Annotated in this window: 26 protein-coding genes; 24 read left to right on the plus strand and 2 right to left on the minus strand. The window is 38.2% G+C overall.

Annotated elements, in window-relative coordinates; genetic code table 11:
* Positions 1–12 precede the first annotated feature (12 nt).
* From rpsE to J0N78_RS22555, 22 genes are all read left to right on the plus strand, one after another.
* On the plus strand, positions 13–510 hold the full coding sequence (gene rpsE / locus J0N78_RS22450; protein ID WP_209125329.1) for a 30S ribosomal protein S5: 498 nt from the start codon (positions 13–15) through the stop codon (positions 508–510).
* Positions 511–523: 13 nt separating this feature from the next.
* Complete coding sequence (gene rpmD / locus J0N78_RS22455; RefSeq protein ID WP_209125330.1) at positions 524–712, plus strand: 50S ribosomal protein L30; 189 nt, start codon at positions 524–526, stop codon at positions 710–712.
* Between the two features lie 29 nt (positions 713–741).
* Positions 742–1,182, plus strand: a complete 441-nt coding sequence (gene rplO / locus J0N78_RS22460) for a 50S ribosomal protein L15 (protein ID WP_209125331.1) — start codon at positions 742–744, stop codon at positions 1,180–1,182.
* Positions 1,182–2,474, plus strand: a complete 1,293-nt coding sequence (gene secY, locus J0N78_RS22465; protein ID WP_209125332.1) for a preprotein translocase subunit SecY — start codon at positions 1,182–1,184, stop codon at positions 2,472–2,474. Before rplO ends, secY begins: the two co-directional genes overlap by 1 nt.
* Positions 2,475–2,542: 68 nt before the next feature.
* Positions 2,543–3,196, plus strand: a complete 654-nt coding sequence (locus J0N78_RS22470; protein WP_209125333.1) for an adenylate kinase — start codon at positions 2,543–2,545, stop codon at positions 3,194–3,196.
* Positions 3,193–3,939: a type I methionyl aminopeptidase gene (map, locus tag J0N78_RS22475; RefSeq protein ID WP_209125334.1), complete on the plus strand. Its 747-nt coding sequence runs from the start codon at positions 3,193–3,195 to the stop codon at positions 3,937–3,939. Before J0N78_RS22470 ends, map begins: the two co-directional genes overlap by 4 nt.
* Positions 3,940–3,955: 16 nt before the next feature.
* A complete protein-coding gene (locus J0N78_RS22480; RefSeq protein ID WP_209125335.1) occupies positions 3,956–4,261 on the plus strand; it encodes a KOW domain-containing RNA-binding protein in 306 nt (101 codons plus the stop codon).
* A 4-nt stretch (positions 4,262–4,265) separates the two neighbouring features.
* Positions 4,266–4,484, plus strand: coding sequence for a translation initiation factor IF-1 (gene infA / locus J0N78_RS22485; protein ID WP_003322635.1), 219 nt, complete (start codon positions 4,266–4,268; stop codon positions 4,482–4,484).
* 89 nt (positions 4,485–4,573) lie between these two features.
* Entirely contained in the window at positions 4,574–4,687 is a 114-nt protein-coding gene (gene rpmJ / locus J0N78_RS22490) for a 50S ribosomal protein L36 (RefSeq protein WP_003322638.1), read from the plus strand.
* Positions 4,688–4,708: 21 nt separating this feature from the next.
* Positions 4,709–5,074, plus strand: coding sequence for a 30S ribosomal protein S13 (rpsM, locus tag J0N78_RS22495; RefSeq protein ID WP_209125336.1), 366 nt, complete (start codon positions 4,709–4,711; stop codon positions 5,072–5,074).
* A gap of 20 nt (positions 5,075–5,094) precedes the next feature.
* Positions 5,095–5,487, plus strand: a complete 393-nt coding sequence (rpsK, locus tag J0N78_RS22500; RefSeq protein WP_075388570.1) for a 30S ribosomal protein S11 — start codon at positions 5,095–5,097, stop codon at positions 5,485–5,487.
* A 192-nt stretch (positions 5,488–5,679) separates the two neighbouring features.
* Positions 5,680–6,624, plus strand: coding sequence for a DNA-directed RNA polymerase subunit alpha (locus J0N78_RS22505; protein WP_209125337.1), 945 nt, complete (start codon positions 5,680–5,682; stop codon positions 6,622–6,624).
* 115 nt (positions 6,625–6,739) lie between these two features.
* On the plus strand, positions 6,740–7,102 hold the full coding sequence (gene rplQ / locus J0N78_RS22510) for a 50S ribosomal protein L17 (protein WP_209125338.1): 363 nt from the start codon (positions 6,740–6,742) through the stop codon (positions 7,100–7,102).
* 321 nt (positions 7,103–7,423) lie between these two features.
* Complete coding sequence (locus J0N78_RS22515) at positions 7,424–8,263, plus strand: energy-coupling factor transporter ATPase (protein WP_209125339.1); 840 nt, start codon at positions 7,424–7,426, stop codon at positions 8,261–8,263.
* Entirely contained in the window at positions 8,239–9,102 is an 864-nt protein-coding gene (locus J0N78_RS22520) for an energy-coupling factor ABC transporter ATP-binding protein (RefSeq protein WP_209125340.1), read from the plus strand. Before J0N78_RS22515 ends, J0N78_RS22520 begins: the two co-directional genes overlap by 25 nt.
* A 4-nt stretch (positions 9,103–9,106) precedes the next feature.
* A complete protein-coding gene (locus J0N78_RS22525; RefSeq protein WP_209125355.1) occupies positions 9,107–9,904 on the plus strand; it encodes an energy-coupling factor transporter transmembrane component T family protein in 798 nt (265 codons plus the stop codon).
* A gap of 14 nt (positions 9,905–9,918) precedes the next feature.
* On the plus strand, positions 9,919–10,659 hold the full coding sequence (gene truA, locus J0N78_RS22530; protein WP_209125341.1) for a tRNA pseudouridine(38-40) synthase TruA: 741 nt from the start codon (positions 9,919–9,921) through the stop codon (positions 10,657–10,659).
* Positions 10,660–10,893: 234 nt separating this feature from the next.
* The gene (gene rplM, locus J0N78_RS22535) at positions 10,894–11,331 is read left to right on the plus strand and encodes a 50S ribosomal protein L13 (RefSeq protein WP_209125342.1); all 438 of its coding nucleotides are present in this window, start codon (positions 10,894–10,896) and stop codon (positions 11,329–11,331) included.
* Between the two features lie 19 nt (positions 11,332–11,350).
* Positions 11,351–11,746 (plus strand): 30S ribosomal protein S9, encoded by a 396-nt coding sequence (rpsI, locus tag J0N78_RS22540; protein ID WP_209125343.1) that lies wholly within the window; start codon positions 11,351–11,353, stop codon positions 11,744–11,746.
* A gap of 266 nt (positions 11,747–12,012) precedes the next feature.
* On the plus strand, positions 12,013–12,450 hold the full coding sequence (locus J0N78_RS22545) for a DUF2521 family protein (RefSeq protein ID WP_209125344.1): 438 nt from the start codon (positions 12,013–12,015) through the stop codon (positions 12,448–12,450).
* A 77-nt stretch (positions 12,451–12,527) separates the two neighbouring features.
* A complete protein-coding gene (gene cwlD / locus J0N78_RS22550; protein ID WP_209125345.1) occupies positions 12,528–13,244 on the plus strand; it encodes an N-acetylmuramoyl-L-alanine amidase CwlD in 717 nt (238 codons plus the stop codon).
* A gap of 80 nt (positions 13,245–13,324) precedes the next feature.
* Positions 13,325–14,371: an Mrp/NBP35 family ATP-binding protein gene (locus J0N78_RS22555; protein WP_209125346.1), complete on the plus strand. Its 1,047-nt coding sequence runs from the start codon at positions 13,325–13,327 to the stop codon at positions 14,369–14,371.
* A 114-nt stretch (positions 14,372–14,485) separates the two neighbouring features.
* Here the strand turns inward: J0N78_RS22555 and gerD are convergent, their stop codons facing one another.
* Positions 14,486–15,097, minus strand: a complete 612-nt coding sequence (gene gerD / locus J0N78_RS22560) for a spore germination lipoprotein GerD (protein ID WP_209125347.1) — start codon at positions 15,095–15,097, stop codon at positions 14,486–14,488.
* Between the two features lie 145 nt (positions 15,098–15,242).
* On the opposite strand from gerD, the gene J0N78_RS22565 reads away from it, so the two are divergent.
* Complete coding sequence (locus J0N78_RS22565) at positions 15,243–15,836, plus strand: KinB-signaling pathway activation protein (RefSeq protein ID WP_209125348.1); 594 nt, start codon at positions 15,243–15,245, stop codon at positions 15,834–15,836.
* Between the two features lie 311 nt (positions 15,837–16,147).
* On the opposite strand, the gene pdaB is transcribed toward J0N78_RS22565, so the two are convergent.
* Complete coding sequence (gene pdaB / locus J0N78_RS22570; protein WP_209125349.1) at positions 16,148–16,906, minus strand: polysaccharide deacetylase family sporulation protein PdaB; 759 nt, start codon at positions 16,904–16,906, stop codon at positions 16,148–16,150.
* Between the two features lie 130 nt (positions 16,907–17,036).
* On the opposite strand from pdaB, the gene J0N78_RS22575 reads away from it, so the two are divergent.
* Entirely contained in the window at positions 17,037–17,264 is a 228-nt protein-coding gene (locus J0N78_RS22575) for a hypothetical protein (protein WP_209125350.1), read from the plus strand.
* Positions 17,265–17,617 lie beyond the last annotated feature (353 nt).

The raw sequence follows: 17,617 nt of genomic DNA on the forward strand, positions 1-17,617 counted from the left end.
GAGGGAAACTAAATGCGTATCGATGCAAATACGTTGGAGCTTGAAGAAAAAGTTGTTGCCGTTAACCGCGTAGCTAAAGTAGTAAAAGGTGGACGTCGTTTCCGCTTTGCTGCATTAGTTGTAGTAGGTGACAAAAACGGTCACGTCGGCTTTGGAATGGGTAAAGCTCAAGAAGTTCCTGAAGCAATTCGTAAAGCAATTGAAGATGCAAAGAAGAACTTAATTGAAGTACCTGTAGTTGGTACAACAATTCCACACGAGATCTTAGGTCACTTCGGTGCAGGACGTGTACTACTTAAGCCAGCATCTGAGGGTACAGGAGTTATTGCTGGTGGACCTGTACGTGCAGTACTAGATCTTGCGGGTGTTGGTGATATTTTATCGAAGTCACTAGGGTCAAATAACCCTATTAATATGGTTCGTGCAACTATGCAAGGCCTTAAAGAACTTAAGCGTGCCGAAGAGGTTGCCAAATTACGTGGTAAATCAGTAGAAGAACTGCTAGGATAAGGAGGGAAAAGACATGGCTAAAAAGTTAGAAATTACCCTCACTAGAAGCATTATCGGACGTCCTGAGGACCAACGTATTACTGTTAAAACACTAGGATTACGCAAGATGCACCAAACTGTAGTACAACAAGATAACGCTGCAATCCGCGGTATGATCAATAAAGTAGCACACTTAGTAACAGTTAAAGAAATAGAGGCGTAATTGAAACTTACTTAAGAGGAGGTGGCAACATGAAACTTCACGAGTTGAAACCTGCAGAAGGTTCTCGCAAAGTCCGTAACCGCGTTGGACGTGGTATCGGTACTGGTAACGGGAAAACATCTGGTCGTGGACACAAAGGACAAAACGCACGTTCTGGTGGTGGTGTTCGTCCAGGATTTGAAGGTGGACAAAACCCAATTTTTCGTCGTTTACCAAAACGAGGATTTACAAACCCTACTCGCAAAGAGTTTGCCATTGTAAACCTAGACACGTTAAACCGTTTTGATGCAGGCACGGAAGTTACACCTGAATTATTAATTGAAACGGGTGTAGTTAAGAATGTAAAGGATGGTATTAAAATCCTTGGTAACGGCAAGCTTGAGAAGCAACTTACAGTAAAAGCTCATAAGTTCTCTGCTACTGCTGTGGAAGCAATCGAAGCTGCTGGCGGAAAAACTGAGGTGATTTAATGTTCCGGACGATCTCCAACATTATGCGCGTTGGTGACTTAAGACGAAAAGTTATTTTTACATTGTTAATGCTCGTTGTCTTTCGAATTGGTACGTTTATTCCTGTACCAGGTTCAAATAAAGATGTATTAAACTTCTATGATCAAGCGAATGCTTTCGGATTTTTAAATACATTTGGTGGGGGAGCACTAGGTAACTTTTCGATTTTTGCAATGGGAATTATGCCGTATATCACCGCATCTATCGTTGTACAATTACTTCAGATGGATGTAGTGCCTAAGTTTGCAGAATGGGCAAAACAGGGTGAAGCAGGTCGTCGGAAATTGGCTCAAATCACTCGTTATGGAACAATTGCGTTAGGTTTTATTCAAGCATTAGGGATGTCGATCGGGTTTAATACGATATTCCCAGGGCTAATTCCTAACCCAACTGTTCCTACCTATCTGTTTATAGCACTCGTACTTACGGCTGGAACAGCATTCTTAATGTGGCTTGGAGAACAAATTACTGCAAAAGGTGTTGGAAACGGGATCTCCATTATTATCTTTGCAGGTATTGCTGCTGGTATTCCAAACGGGGTCAACCAAATTTATGCTACCCAAATTGAAAATGCCGGTGAGCAACTGTTTCTAAGCATTGTTACAGTATTAATTTTACTCCTTGCTGTCCTTGCTGTAGTTGTTGGAGTTATCTACGTTCAACAAGCTTTACGTAAGGTTCCAGTTCAATATGCAAAGCGTCTTGTTGGAAGAAGTCCTGTAGGAGGACAATCAACACATTTACCAATTAAGGTAAATGCAGCTGGGGTTATTCCTGTAATCTTTGCTTTATCATTATTTATTTTTCCACCGACAGTTGCTGGGTTCTTTGGGACGGATAATGCGATTGCCTACTGGGTTACGCAAATTTTTGATTATACTCAGCCGATCGGAATGGTATTGTATGCACTGCTCATTATTGGATTTACGTATTTCTATACATTTATCCAAGTTAATCCAGAGCAATTAGCTGAAAATCTGAAGAAGCAAGGTGGTTATATCCCTGGCATTCGACCAGGTAAGACGACACAGGAATATATTACACGTATTCTGTATCGACTGACACTTGTTGGAGCATTGTTCTTAGCGGTTGTCTCAATTATTCCAGTCTTCTTTACTACGATTATGGGGTTACCTCCTGCGATACAAATTGGCGGAACTGGATTATTGATTGTCGTTGGTGTAGCATTAGATACGATGAAACAAATCGAGAGTCAGTTAATTAAACGTCATTACAAAGGATTCATTAAGTAACTAGTAAGCTAAGGGAAAACAACGATTTCCCTTAGTATAGTTATAAATCGGTAATGGAGGGGAAGAAAATGAATTTAATATTAATGGGGCTTCCGGGTGCTGGAAAAGGTACTCAAGCAGAAAAGATTGTTGAGAACTATGGAATTCCACACATCTCTACAGGAGATATGTTCCGTGCAGCAATTAAGAATGAAACTGAACTAGGTGTAAAAGCAAAATCATTTATGGATGCTGGTGAACTAGTACCTGATGAAGTAACAATCGGTATCGTTCGTGAACGATTAAGTCAAGCAGATTGCGAAAAAGGATTTCTACTAGATGGATTTCCACGTACAGTAGCACAAGCAGAAGCTTTGGATGAGATGCTAGCATCTCTTGAGAGTAAAATTGATTTTGTTATAAATATCGAAGTTCCAGAAGACATCCTTATGGATCGACTAACGGGAAGAAGAGTTTCACCGACATCAGGGAGAACATATCATGTTATATTCAACCCTCCAAAGGTTGAAGGGATCTGTGACGTTGACGGTAGCCAATTGATTCAAAGAGATGACGATAAACCAGAAACAGTGAAGAAACGCCTAGAAGTAAATATTAAACAAAGTAAACCACTTCTTGATTTCTACTCAAAGAAAGGTGTGCTTCGTGATATTGATGGGTTACAAGAGATTGGGCAAGTGTATAAAAACATTGACCAACTTCTGAAAGGAATAAATGCATGATTATTTGTAAGACTGAACGTGAAATCGCCATTATGCGCGAGGCGGGTAAGATCGTTGCCCTCACACATCAGGAGCTGAAAAAGCATATCCAACCTGGTATTACTACCAAGGAATTAGATAACATTGCCGAAAAATTGATTCGTTCATATGATGCGGTACCATCCTTTAAAGGCTACAATGGGTTTACGGGTAGTATCTGTGCTTCAGTAAATGAAGAATTGGTTCACGGTATACCAGGGAAACGTGTACTCAAGGCTGGAGATGTCATTAGTATTGATATAGGAGCGCAATACAATGGCTATCATGGCGACTCTGCATGGACATATGCTGTCGGAGATATTGCTGAAAGTGATCAAAGGTTAATGGATGTAACCGAAGAATCTTTATATAAAGGTTTAGAGGAAGCAAAACCAGGAGAACGCCTATCGAATATATCACATGCGATCCAAACGTATGTTGAGTCGTATGGGTATTCGGTCGTTCGTGAATATGTAGGGCATGGTGTTGGTCAAAACCTTCACGAAGACCCACAAATTCCACACTACGGTCCTCCAGGAAAAGGCCCTCGATTAAAGCCCGGAATGGTTTTAGCAATTGAACCAATGGTCAACGCTGGTAGTCGTTATGTACGAACATTGGCGGATAACTGGACTGTTGTGACTACCGATGGAAAAAATTGTGCACACTTTGAGCATACGATTGCTATCACAGAGACTGGCTATGAAATACTAACGAAAGTGTAGTATGAAGGTGATGGAGATGAAAGATCCTGAATCTGGGCCATTTATTGGTCAGGTCGTTGAAGTTGTAAAAGGCCGAGATCGGGAACGGTTTTGTATCGTAATTGAAATTATTGATCATCGTTTTGTTTACATTGCAGATGGGGATAATCGAAAATTCGATAATGCAAAAAAGAAAAATGTCCAACACCTTAAGTTTATGGACTATGTCTCAGATGAAGTGAAAAATAGCATGAATGAAACTGGTCGTGTTACCAATGCCAAGCTGCGGTTTGCGATACAAAAGTTCTTAGAACGAAATCATTTACTGAAGGAAGGAGAGTAAATTCATGGCGAAAGAGGATGTAATTGAAGTTGAAGGTACTGTAATTGAGCCACTACCAAATGCAATGTTCCGTGTCGAATTAGAAAATGGTCATAAAGTATTGGCTCATGTATCAGGTAAAATTCGTATGCACTTTATCCGTATCTTACCAGGTGATAAAGTGACAGTTGAATTATCTCCATATGATTTAACGCGTGGCCGAATCACATATCGTTATAAATAATCCTTAGGTATTTGTCGGTTTAGATATAGTTTGCTTTGCTCAAATGAGAGCTTGATACGAGCACTCCGTAATATAAGGAGGTAAATAATATGAAGGTAAGACCATCAGTGAAGCCAATCTGCGAAAAATGTAAAGTTATTCGTAGAAAAGGTACAGTAATGGTAATTTGTGAAAACCCTAAGCATAAACAAAAACAAGGTTAATACAAGGAGGTGCTTTAATACATGGCACGTATTGCAGGTGTTGACATTCCTCGTGACAAACGAGTAGTAGTGTCTTTAACATATGTCTACGGAATCGGAAGAAAGTTATCTTCTGAGATTCTAGAAAAAGCTGGTGTTTCTGAAGATACTCGCGTACGCGATTTAACAGAAGATGAATTAGGTAAAATTCGTGAAGTACTTGATGCGTATAGAGTTGAAGGAGACCTTCGTCGTGAAATCTCTCTTAACATTAAACGTTTAATCGAGATCGGTTGCTACCGTGGTATTCGCCATCGTCGTGGCTTACCAGTTCGCGGACAAAATACGAAAAATAATGCTCGTACACGTAAAGGTCCACGTCGTACAGTAGCTAATAAGAAAAAATAGTAAAGGAGGTAGGTTAGAACATGGCTAAAAAGACTAATACACGTACAAAACGTCGTCAACGTAAAAATGTTGAGAGTGGTGTAGCACACATTAAATCAACTTTTAACAATACGATTGTAACGATTACTGATGTACATGGAAACGCAATTTCATGGGCTAGTGCTGGAAACCTTGGCTTTAAAGGTTCTCGTAAATCTACTCCATTTGCTGCTCAAATGGCTGCTGAAGCTGCTGGTAAAACAGCAATGGAAAATGGCATGAAAACAATCGAAGTAACTGTTAAAGGTCCTGGTGCAGGTCGTGAAGCAGCGATTCGTTCTCTACAAGCAGTAGGTTTAGAAGTAAGCATGATCCGTGACGTTACGCCTGTTCCTCATAATGGTTGCCGTCCACCAAAACGTCGTAGAGTGTAAGAAAAGAAATCCAATTTCTTGTATAGATTTCCTAAAAGTGTTAATAATGGTTAAGACGAGATTTTCCCTATGAAACGGTTCTTGCTTTTATTAACAATGGTAATGCGTATGGGAACTGCCTAATGGGGAATTCCGGTTAGGCAATCCTTACGAGTCCGCCGGAGTTCGACGTTTTGAAGGAGGGTTTGTTGAATGATTGAAATAGAAAAGCCAAATATTGAAACGATTGAAGTTAGCGAAGATGCTAAATATGGGAAGTTCGTTGTTGAACCACTAGAACGTGGATATGGTACAACTTTAGGGAACTCCTTACGTCGTATCCTCTTATCCTCTTTACCAGGAGCTGCTGTAACTAGTGTTCAGATTGACGGAGTGTTACATGAGTTCTCTACGATTGAAGGTGTTGTAGAAGATGTAACGACCATCATTCTAAGCTTGAAGCAACTTGCTCTAAAAATCTACTCGGATGAAGAGAAGGTTTTAGAAATTGATTTTCAAGGTGAAGGTGTAGTTACAGCAGGTGACTTAACACATGATAGTGATGTAGACGTATTAAATCCAGATCTTCATATCGCAACGTTATCAAAGGGTGCTAGACTACATATGCGTTTAATGGCTAAACGTGGACGTGGTTATGTTCCTGCTGAAGATAATAAGTCTGAAGATCAACCAATTGGAGTGATTCCAATTGACTCGATCTACACACCAGTATCTCGAGTGAATTATCAAGTCGAAAATACACGTGTAGGTCAAATTACGAACTATGATAAACTCACCTTAGATGTGTGGACTGATGGCAGCATTCGTCCTGAGGAAGCAGTATCATTAGGTGCTAAAATTTTAACTGAGCATTTAAACATTTTTGTCGGTTTAACAGATCAAGCGCAAAATGCTGAAATTATGGTTGAAAAAGAAGAAGATCAAAAGGAAAAGGTTCTTGAAATGACGATTGAAGAACTTGACCTTTCTGTTCGTTCTTACAATTGCTTAAAGCGTGCTGGAATAAACACCGTACAAGAATTAACGCAAAAAACAGAAGAAGACATGATGAAAGTACGTAATCTTGGACGAAAATCACTTGAAGAAGTTCAAGAAAAGCTTGCTGAATTAGGCTTAGGTCTTCGTAAGGAAGAATAGGTACTAATAGGGGACGCTAAGACTGTGCGCTTCTCCGTTTTTCTTGTGTTTTTATCATAAATTCGTCGTGCCTGTTTAGGCAAACATATAAGTGTTACAAAGGAGGGAAACAGTCATGGCATATGCAAAATTAGGTCGTGATAGTGCTGGTCGTAAAGCGTTATTACGTGATTTAGTTACTGACTTAATCATCAACGAGAGAATTCAAACTACTGAATCAAAAGCTAAAGAACTTCGCCCAATCATTGAAAAGATGATTACTCTTGGTAAACGTGGTGACCTTCACGCGCGTCGTCAAGCAGCATCTTTCGTACGTCGTGAAGTGGCTAATGAAGAAGTAGGTCAAGATGCTATTCAAAAGCTTTTTGAAGATATCGCACCTCGTTATGAAGAGCGTCAAGGTGGATATACTCGTATTTTAAAAGTAGGTCCTCGCCGTGGTGATGGTGCACCAATGGCAATTATTGAGCTAGTTTAATTTTCTATAATACGTGTTCAAAAAGGAGGACAACGAGAGGCAAGAAAATCGAGGAAGCGCATGCTTGAGCAACGGAACGTATGGTGTTAATACGTGAGTAGCGGATAGCAAGCTGACAACGAGTTTCGCAAGCTATCGTTCCCGGACTTTTTGAATTACTGCTGATACATTATATATATTTGACGACAAAGGGCGTGACAGGTTGTGAGCATTTTTGCTCTCACTCACAGCCCTTTTTTATATAGGAATGGTTAATGAGTATGATTTATTATCCATTCACACAGTTATGGTACAAAAGATTATTTATATAAGGTGATGTTCATGGTTCATCCAATTGAAATTAGTGACCTTACTTATAAGTATGATGTTGAAGGTGAAGAAGTATTAAAAAATATTTCACTTACAGTTAAAAAAGGAGAATGGCTCGCCATTATTGGCCATAATGGTTCAGGAAAGTCGACTCTTTCAAGATTTTTAAATGGCTTAATTGTTCCTGATATTGGTGAAGTGTTGATTAATGGGATGAATACACGAGATGAAGAGAAGATGTGGGAGATCCGCAAGAGTGTAGGGCTTGTATTTCAAAACCCTGAGAACCAATTAGTAGGAACTACTGTGAAAGATGATATCGCTTTCGGTCTTGAAAATAACGGGTTTGATCCAATAGAAATGGAAGAAAGAATTCGAGATAGTGCCAAGAAGGTTGGTATCGTTCATTTATTAAATGAAGAGCCACATCGACTTTCTGGTGGTCAAAAACAACGGTTAGCGATAGCTGGTATTATTGCAATCCAACCATCTGTGATCGTATTGGATGAATCAACATCGATGTTAGATCCAAAAGGAAGAAAGGAAGTCCTTCAGACAGTTTTGCATTTACGAAAAACAGAACAGATTACGGTCCTATCGATTACTCATGATTTAAATGAAGCTACATTAGCAGATCGTGTCGTCGTAATGAATCAAGGTGAGATCGTTCGCGAAGGGATGCCTATTGAAATTCTTACTGATGAAGAATTTATGCACAACCAAAGCCTCGATATACCTTTCTCTATAAAGCTTCAGCAACAATTAGAGAGAGAAGGTATACGATTACACAATGTGACATTTTCTATAGACGATATTGTGGAGGAACTATGGAAATTAAAGTTGAACAATTAGGCCATACGTACATGCAAGGAACGCCGTTTGAAAAAGAAGTTCTTAAACAATTATCGTTTACCATTCCCCGTGGCTCTTATACTGCAATTATCGGTCATACAGGCTCGGGAAAGTCAACGTTAATTCAACATTTAAATGGGTTACTCAAACCAACTGTTGGAAGCGTTAAAATTGGAAAGATTGAACTGATTGCGATGCAGAAAACGAAGGACTTAAAGTCACTTCGAAAAAATGTAGGGTTAGTTTTTCAATATCCAGAGCATCAATTATTTGAAGAGACTGTTGAAAAAGATATTATCTTTGGTCCAATGAATTTTGGTGTCCCAGAAGAAAGGGCGAAAAATAGAGCAAGGAAGCTCATGCCTCTCGTAGGATTATCTGAAGATTTCTTAAAACGCTCGCCTTTTGAATTAAGTGGTGGTCAAAAGCGGAGAGTTGCCATTGCAGGTGTTCTAGCTTTAGACCCTAAAGTGCTAGTACTTGACGAACCAACTGCAGGACTAGACCCCAAAGGCCGTCGTGAGATTATGGATATGTTTTACCGGTTACATCAGGAAAAGCAATTAACTACTGTATTAGTTACACACCATATGGAAGACGCAGCAACGTTTGCAGATCAGATTATCGTATTAAATCAAGGAGAAATGGTCTTAGAAGGAAGTCCCCAACAAATTTTTTCAAATGTTGAGCTACTTCAGACTATTGGTTTAGACGTCCCTGAAACGATTGCTCTTTTAAATAAAATGGAACAAAAGTTTGAGCAGCAAATGCCATGCGATTTATTTACCGTCGATGAAATTGCACAATTTATAAAGAAGTATATGTTTGAAAAAAGGTGAAGCGATGTTTCAACATATTTTAATCGGTCAATATGTACAAGGAAATTCGATTTTGCACCGACTCGATCCGAGAGCCAAATTATTAGCTGTGTTTTTACTTGTTATCGTTGTTTTTATGGCGAATAGTTGGGTTTCTTATGCTGTAATCATCAGTTTTTGTTTTGCTACGATTTTCCTTTCAAGGGTGCCTATTCGTTTTATTTATAAAGGCTTAAAGCCGATTTTACTACTTGTTTTTATTACTCTTATTCTGCATTTATTCTTAAATAAAGAAGGCCAGCTTGTTTTTGAGTTGGGGCCATTTAAAATATATGAATCTGGGATTACACAAGGGGTATTCATATCTATGCGTCTCCTTGTTTTAGTCATCTTCACGTCACTATTGACGTTAACTACGAAACCGATGGATCTCACGGATGGTTTAGAAAGTATTCTATCACCATTTAAACGGTTTGGACTTCCTGCTCACGAACTAGCGTTAATGATGTCGATATCCCTGCGGTTTATTCCTACGTTATTACAGGAGACAGAAAAGATTGCTAAAGCCCAAATGGCTAGAGGAGTTGACTTTTCTAGTGGGCCTCTTAAGGATCGAATGAAAGCATTTATTCCTCTACTCATCCCGTTGTTTATTAGCTCTTTTAAGCGTGCTGAGGACTTAGCTTTAGCGATGGAATCAAGAGGTTACCGTGGTGGAGAAGGTCGAACGAAGCTTCGCCAGCTGTGCTGGTCGTTTCAAGATACAGTAATTGTTATTGTAGTTATTACTTTCGGAATCAGTCTATTTTTTTTAAGGGCATAAGTGAGGTGTAGTTAATGCGGCGCTATAAATGTGTTATATCCTATGATGGTACGGACTTTTCAGGTTTCCAAATCCAACCAGATAGGAGAACAGTTCAAGGTGAATTAGAGAAAGCGTTAAAAACGATTCATAAAAATCAATCTATACAAGTATTTGGTTCTGGTAGAACGGATGCTTCTGTTCATGCTATAGGTCAAGTCATTCACTTTGATACACCGCTTCATATTCCTACTGAAAAGTGGGGTCGGGCATTTGCTGCAAACTTACCTCAAGATATTGTCATTCGTGATGTACAAGAGGTTAACCAGGACTTTCATGCACGGTTCCAGGCTGTTCGAAAAGAGTATCGCTATCGTGTATTAAATTGCAAACTTCATGATGTGTTTCGGCGCCGCTATACGTATCATTTTCCGCATGAGCTGAACGTGAATGCGATGCAGGAAGCAGCAGAGTTCCTTCTCGGTATACATGATTTTACATCCTTCTGTTCAACGGCTTCACCAATTGAAGATAAAGTTCGCACCATCTATCACTTGGAGATCATCCAAGAGGAAGACGAACTTATCTTTAGGATTCAAGGGAACGGGTTTCTTTACAATATGGTGCGGATTATTGTAGGAACTTTATTGGAAGTAGGAGCAGGCAAACGAAATGTAAATGATATGAAAAAGATAATCTTAGCAAAAGATCGTACAAAGTCAGGAAAAACAGCTCCTGGACATGGTTTGTATTTATGGAAAGTAGATTACGAATGACATGTATGAGCTGTACTCTTTCTGTAAATACAAGAATTAGAAATATTTTTTACAAAACAACTCATCCCCGTGTAACAAGTTGTTGACATTGGTTGCTAGATATTATAAGATGTTAGATGGTATTTCTAAATGAAACCCACTAGCCCCGGGTTGTTTAGGATTGTTATTATAGACAATGCAATTACCATAAAAAATGAAACTAAAATGATGAAAGTTTAAATAGGAGGGAAAATCATGCGTACAACATTTATGGCAAAGCCAAATGAAGTTGAACGTAAATGGTATGTTGTTGATGCAGAAGGCCAAACATTAGGTCGTCTTGCAAGTGAAGTTGCCTCTATCCTTCGTGGTAAACATAAACCAACCTTTACTCCGAACGTAGATACAGGTGATCACGTGATCATTATCAACGCATCGAAAATCGTTCTTACAGGAAAGAAATTACAGGACAAAATTTATTACCGTCACACAAATCATCCAGGTGGACTTAAGCAAACTACTGCAGGCGAAATGCTTCAAAATAAACCAGAGCGTATGTTAGAGCTTGCAATTAAAGGCATGCTTCCAAAGAACACACTTGGACGTAAACAAGGTATGAAGTTACACGTTTACGCTGGTAGCGAACATAAACACCAAGCACAAAAACCAGAAGTTTACGAACTTCGTGGTTAATTAAAAGGAGGGTATTACTTTGGCACAAGTACAATATTATGGTACAGGTCGCCGTAAGCACTCTGTTGCACGTGTTCGTTTAGTGCCAGGCGACGGTCGTATCGTTATTAATAATCGTGAATTCAATGAATACTTCGGGAACAAAGAAGTATTAAAGTTAATCATTCAGCAACCATTAGTTGAAACAGGAACAGAAGGACAATACGACGTTATTGTTAACGTTACTGGTGGAGGCTATACTGGACAAGCGGGAGCTATCCGTCATGGCGTTTCTCGTGCGCTTTTAGAAGTAGATCCAGAATACCGTGCTCCATTAAAAAGCGCTGGTTTCTTAACTCGTGATGCACGTATGAAAGAGCGTAAAAAATACGGTCTTAAAGCAGCACGTCGTGCACCTCAGTTCTCAAAACGTTAATATTTTTGCAAAAGCCTTGGTCGCAGACCGAGGCTTTTTTTGCGCATAACAAGCTTATTTTAGGGACAAATAATCGATAAAACTGGAGATAGATCGATATATTTGAAATTAGACTGATAAAACTGAAATTAGACTGATAAATCCGTGGTTAGACTACCGTCTAAATTAACCTTTCATTTTTGGATAAAATCAACGGTATTTCCATAGCATGAGGTTAGTTACTTTTCTCGATACTAATGAAAAAAGGTATTGAGGAGAGGGTTCCAATGACAGTTATAACAACATTTTCGGAAAAACAACGTGAAAAGCGCTGGAAATTTGAACGTAAAGTATTAAGACAGTTATCGTTAAAGGACTTAAAGAAAGATGCCCAACAACATTTTGAACCGTTGTTTCCCTTTCATTTTCAGTATCAACCTTTCTTAATCGATCCAATCATTGATGCAGCCATTGATTCGTTTTTAATTGGAGCAGAGTTTAGTCGGTTTGGGTATTACGGTGAAGGTGTTCGAGACGTACGGTTTCGTTGTGAAGAAGAACTAAAAGATATTTATACGCAATTGTATTACATTCTTGAAGGTTGGTATATGTATCGTGATACTGGATTAGATTCGTTATATTTAGCTGTTGAACAATTTATTGAACAGTGGTGGGAGAAAGGCTTTATAGAAGGTACCAAAAGATACCGTATGAGACTGCACTAAACTAGACAAGTTTCTGTTCATATTTTCCTCCCTGTCCCAATATAAATAAAGAGAAGAGGACGTAGGAGGGACTGGGAATGAAAAAGTGGATTAAAGGGGGCGGCTTCGCTCTAGCGGTTGTTGGGTTATTATTTATTATACAATATCAATTCGTTAGCAATGACTCTTGGTCAACTTGGCAACTTCCCTTATCAGGAAAAGTCATTGTACTCGACCCGGGCCATGGCGGACCAGATGGTGGAGCAGTGTCTAAAGAAGGTTTACTTGAAAAAGATGTGACGTTAAGTATTGCTCTTGAGTTACGTGATTACCTACAAGAAGCTGGAGCACTTGTACTAATGACTCGAGAAGAAGACAGTGACTTAGCGGATAAAGATATTAAAAAAATTCGTCAACGAAAAGTTCAAGATTTAAAACGAAGAGTCGAGTTAATTAATGGTTCGAATGGTGATATGTTCGTTAGTATCCACCTTAATGCCATCCCCTCACCAAGATGGAAAGGTGCTCAAACTTTTTATAATCGAACAATTGAAGAAAATGAGTATATTGCAAAATTTGTTCAAGATGAAATTCGCCGAAACTTAGAAAATACACATCGCGTCGCCAAGCCAATCGGTAACGTATATTTAATTAAACAAGCTAAAACTCCTGGTGTTCTTGTTGAAGTTGGTTTTCTATCCAATCCAGAAGAAGCTGAACTACTTGAAAAAGAAAAATACCAACAGAAAGTTGCTGCATCGATTTATCAAGGAATACTACGCTATTATGCAGAGGAACCCGTTCCTGCTTCTTAATAGCTGAAAGCGTAATCAACGTATCCTAATACGAGTTATGCTATACTAAATATATCTACATATAAAGGATGGTGTGCTCGTTGTTAACAGAAGAAAAAGTGATAAATGCATTAAAAACGGTGATGGATCCATTTTTAAATAAATCCATTGTAGAAATTGATGCAATCCGAGAAATCAAAATTAATAATAATCACGTCAGTTTGAAAATAGCCATTGCCAAAACAGGGACAGCAGAACAAATGCAATTACAGCAACAGATGGTCAATATATTAAAAGAAGCTGGAGCGGAATCAGTTGGTCTTCGTTTTGAGAATTTAACAGAACAAGAACTACAACAGCGTGGTGGCATTCAACAGAAGCAATCTCCATCACTTCTTACATCAAAAAATACAACGTTTATCGCAGTAACAAGTGGTAAAGGCGGTGTTGGAAAATCGACAGTATCGGTTAACTTAGCGACAACATTAGCTCGATTAGGTAAAAAGGTCGGCATTATTGATGCTGATATATATGGTTTTAGTGTTCCTGATATGATGGGGGTAGAAGAACGTCCGAAAGTAATTGCTGAAAGAATTTATCCTGTCGAACGTTTTGGGGTAAAAGTGATTTCAATGGGCTTTTTCGTTGAAGATAATGCCCCTGTTATTTGGAGAGGCCCTATGTTAGGAAAAATGCTCAACAATTTCTTTAGTGAAGTAGAGTGGGGTGAGCTTGATTATTTAATATTAGATTTACCTCCTGGTACAGGCGATGTGGCTCTAGATGTTCATACGATGCTGCCTCATTCGAAGGAGATCATCGTAACTACGCCTCATGCAACAGCTGCATTTGTTGCAGCACGTGCAGGTGCCATGGCAATCAAAACGAACCATGAAATCATTGGTGTCGTAGAAAATATGTCTTATTTCGAAAGTAAAGTAACAGGTGAAAAAGAATACGTATTTGGTACTGGTGGAGGAGAGCGTTTAGCCGAAGAATTGAAAACGGAGGTCTTAGGGCAAATCCCACTAGGACAACCTGAGATTAATAAAGATGATTTTGCTCCTTCCATTTATGATGAAAGCCATCCAATTGGTCAAATATACACAAACATTGCTAAACGTATCATTGAGAAAGTGGAAAGATAAAAAAACAGTCCCATAAGTGTCTTCGTTCCCAGTTCTATTACGGAAGAAAATGCAACAGCATTAATATTTTGTAATAGTACTAGCTGACACTTATTTGGGACTGCCTTTTTATAATTAAGAACCTCCGCCGCCTCCGCCTTCTTCTTCTTTTTTCTGTTCTTCATCTTCCTTCTTCATCTGCTTTTCTGCAACTTTTTCAAGAATTTCATTTACTTTAGCAGTGAAGAATGGGCTTTCAAATGCTTCAGACATAATGGTCATTACTTGTTGGCGATATTCTTTTGTTTTCATTAAATCTAGTGCTGCTTTTTCCATTTCTGGATCTTTTAATATATCCATCATCATTTGTTGGTATTCAGGATCTTTCATCAGTGATTTCAGCATTTGCTCTGTCTCTTCCTTTAAACTTTCAGCCAACGCTTTAGCAAACTCCGGTTCTTGCATCGTCGTTTGCCAAAACTCTTTACCTTGTTCAGAAGTTAAAGTTTGTTGAATGGTTTGTTTTACAAAAGATTGCTCCATGATGAGGTTTTTTTGAACTTTTTCATCCGTTAAAACTTCTGAGACCGCCTTTTTCCCTTCTTCTGTCTGCAACATATCAACCATCATTTTTTTCATATCTTCATAATCAGGTTGGTTATTTCCACCACCCTCAGCGGTTGCGCAGCCTGAAAAAGTAAAAACGAAGATTGCTAGGAGTAAGAATAGTTTGTAGTTTCGCCCCATAAACCTCTTCCTTTCGATCATTTTGTCATTAATATGCAATATTTCTACAAAAATTATGCGTAGGATCATGGAGTAATCTAGATTTTTTAAGGTGTCATTGGTACAATCAATAGAGCATGAAAAGAAAGATGGAGGAGCGTTCATCGTGAATAGCCGTAAAGTTGTTTATTTATTTTTTACTTCTCTTATTATTGGGAGTCTTAGTGGTGCGATAGTAGGGCTTGTCTTAGATTGGTCGATGTATACAGCTGAAGGTATCATGAATTTTATTTTTGGTTTAATCTGGTTACTTGGGATTAGTGCTGCTTTTAGCTTAATTAGTCAAATGGGTTTCTTTGCTTACTTAACCATACATCGCTTAGGACTAGGTTTATTTAAGGCAGCGAAATTATGGAATAAAGTTCAAGTTGTAATTATTGCTTTTGTTATATTTGATTTAATATATCTTCGTTACCTTTCATTTGCCCATGAAGGTGAAACAGTGCTTAATTATATATGGATGCCATTTTTTCTTTTAATTTATGGTATTATTATTGCGTATTTTAAAGCGAAAGATACGAATCAAAGTGCTTTTATTCCGGCGTTATTTTTTATTGTTGTTGTTACAACTATTGAATGGGTTCCCGCTTTAACAGTTAATGATCCAAAGTGGTTGTGGATATATTTTGCTCCATTGCTAACAGCTAATACATGGCAGCTACTAATATTACACCGCTTAACAGGCAATCAATCAAAATAATTGGCTCTTTTCTAAAAGGTTGTTGCTTTTAGCTATTGGACCGTTAACCAAGGGAAAGCTTGGTTCTTCACGCTTGGCGTGAAGCCTTTTGAACATAAATCAGCCAGATGGACAAATGAATTTGTCCATTAGGGCTGATTTATGTTCAAATAACGGCCCAATAGCAACAAAGTTTACGAAAACAGCTAAATAATTTAATACTTATTCAAAAAAGAAACAGGTGTGAAGCTCACAGCTGTTTCTTTTCCATAGATATAACGAATTGGAATTATGGTGTAGGGGGCATGTCTTTTACGAACACGCAATTTTTTTTACTTAATTTCTTCACTTTTTGTAGTAGTGCTAGCTATTAATTCACTAACTGTTGCAAATTGATAACCTTTCCCTTTTAGGTGATCGATAATAATAGGTAAAGCCTTGTGGGTTTGTTTAACGGCATCAGAGGCGTGAAGAAGAATAACGTCTCCCTTATTAGCTTGATCCACCGTTTGTTCTACAATCTGATCTACACCAGGATTTTCCCAGTCATTCGTATTAACACTCCAGTGAACAATAGAGTATTTGAGTTTATCAGCAATAGTTAGAATACGTTTATCAAATTGACCGTGTGGTGGTCTTAATAAAGCTGGCTTTTTTCCTGTAAGATCTGTTAATACTTGATCGCCTCGGCGTATATCCTTTTTAATTTTCTCATCATCCCAAGAAGGGTAGCTGTTATATTGGTATCCGTGATTGCCGATTTCATGTCCATCTTCAACGATGCGCTTAACAATATCTGGGTGCCGTTCAGCCCATGCAGCAGAGAGGAAAAATGTAGCTTGAACACTTTTCTCTTTTAAAACATCAAGGATTGGTAATGCTCTTTGATCCCCCCAACTAATATTAAATGTTAAAGCAATAATTTTTTCATTCGTTTTTGCTTTGTAAAAGGCTTGTGGTCCATCTGATGTTGAAAAGACCATTAATTCGTTCCGTTCTACAAATAAAATTCCAGCTGTAAAAAAGGCAGCAACAATAATAATGGATAATTGCTTTATTTTCTTCCCGTTCCATACTAAAAAGAACTTCATCTTACCCCTCCCTGTCCATTCCTCTAAAATAACTCTATGCATTAGCGGACAAGATATGAATAAAATTACAGGATTTAGAAAACAATTTTAAAACAGACTCTTTAAATTAATTGGTAGAGGTGGAAAAATGATGCTTGGGTTTTTGCTAAATATGAAAGAAGTACAAGAAGTAGAGTATTTATTAAAGAGAGAGATGGAGGAATTACTTCTTGATTTAACTGATCCAAGAATAGATAACATCGTAAAAAAAGCGATGGAAGAAAAGTATCAAATTATTTTTGGGATTTACCGGCGTTTTGCTTCACCTAAAGAGTGCACTAAATATATAAGAACCTCCCAATATAAGCATTTTAATTAGATTATCGTATGTTCTACCTCGTGAAGTAGTTTATACATTGACCACGAGGTAGAAAAGAAATGAAAAATAGGTGTTGACGATATAATATGGAGGTGTTATAGTATTCCTTACGCAATCAATAATGAATTTTTTCAGGAGCAAAACAAAAAATTACTTAAAAAAGTACTTGAATTTAATTTTTGCTTGTGTTATGATTTAAAAGTCGCCATTGAGGCAACATCATAAAAAAGTTCTTTGAAAACTGAACAAAAAGCCAAGCGAAATAAAGAGATACATGATATCTCGTCAATGTTTTAAAACGTCACAGTGATGAATGATCTTCGATTAAGAACGCGAACGTCCTGTTCGCAACA

Source organism: Alkalihalobacillus sp. BA299, from assembly GCF_017745675.1.
GTDB lineage: Bacteria > Bacillota > Bacilli > Bacillales > Bacillaceae_F > Alkalihalobacterium.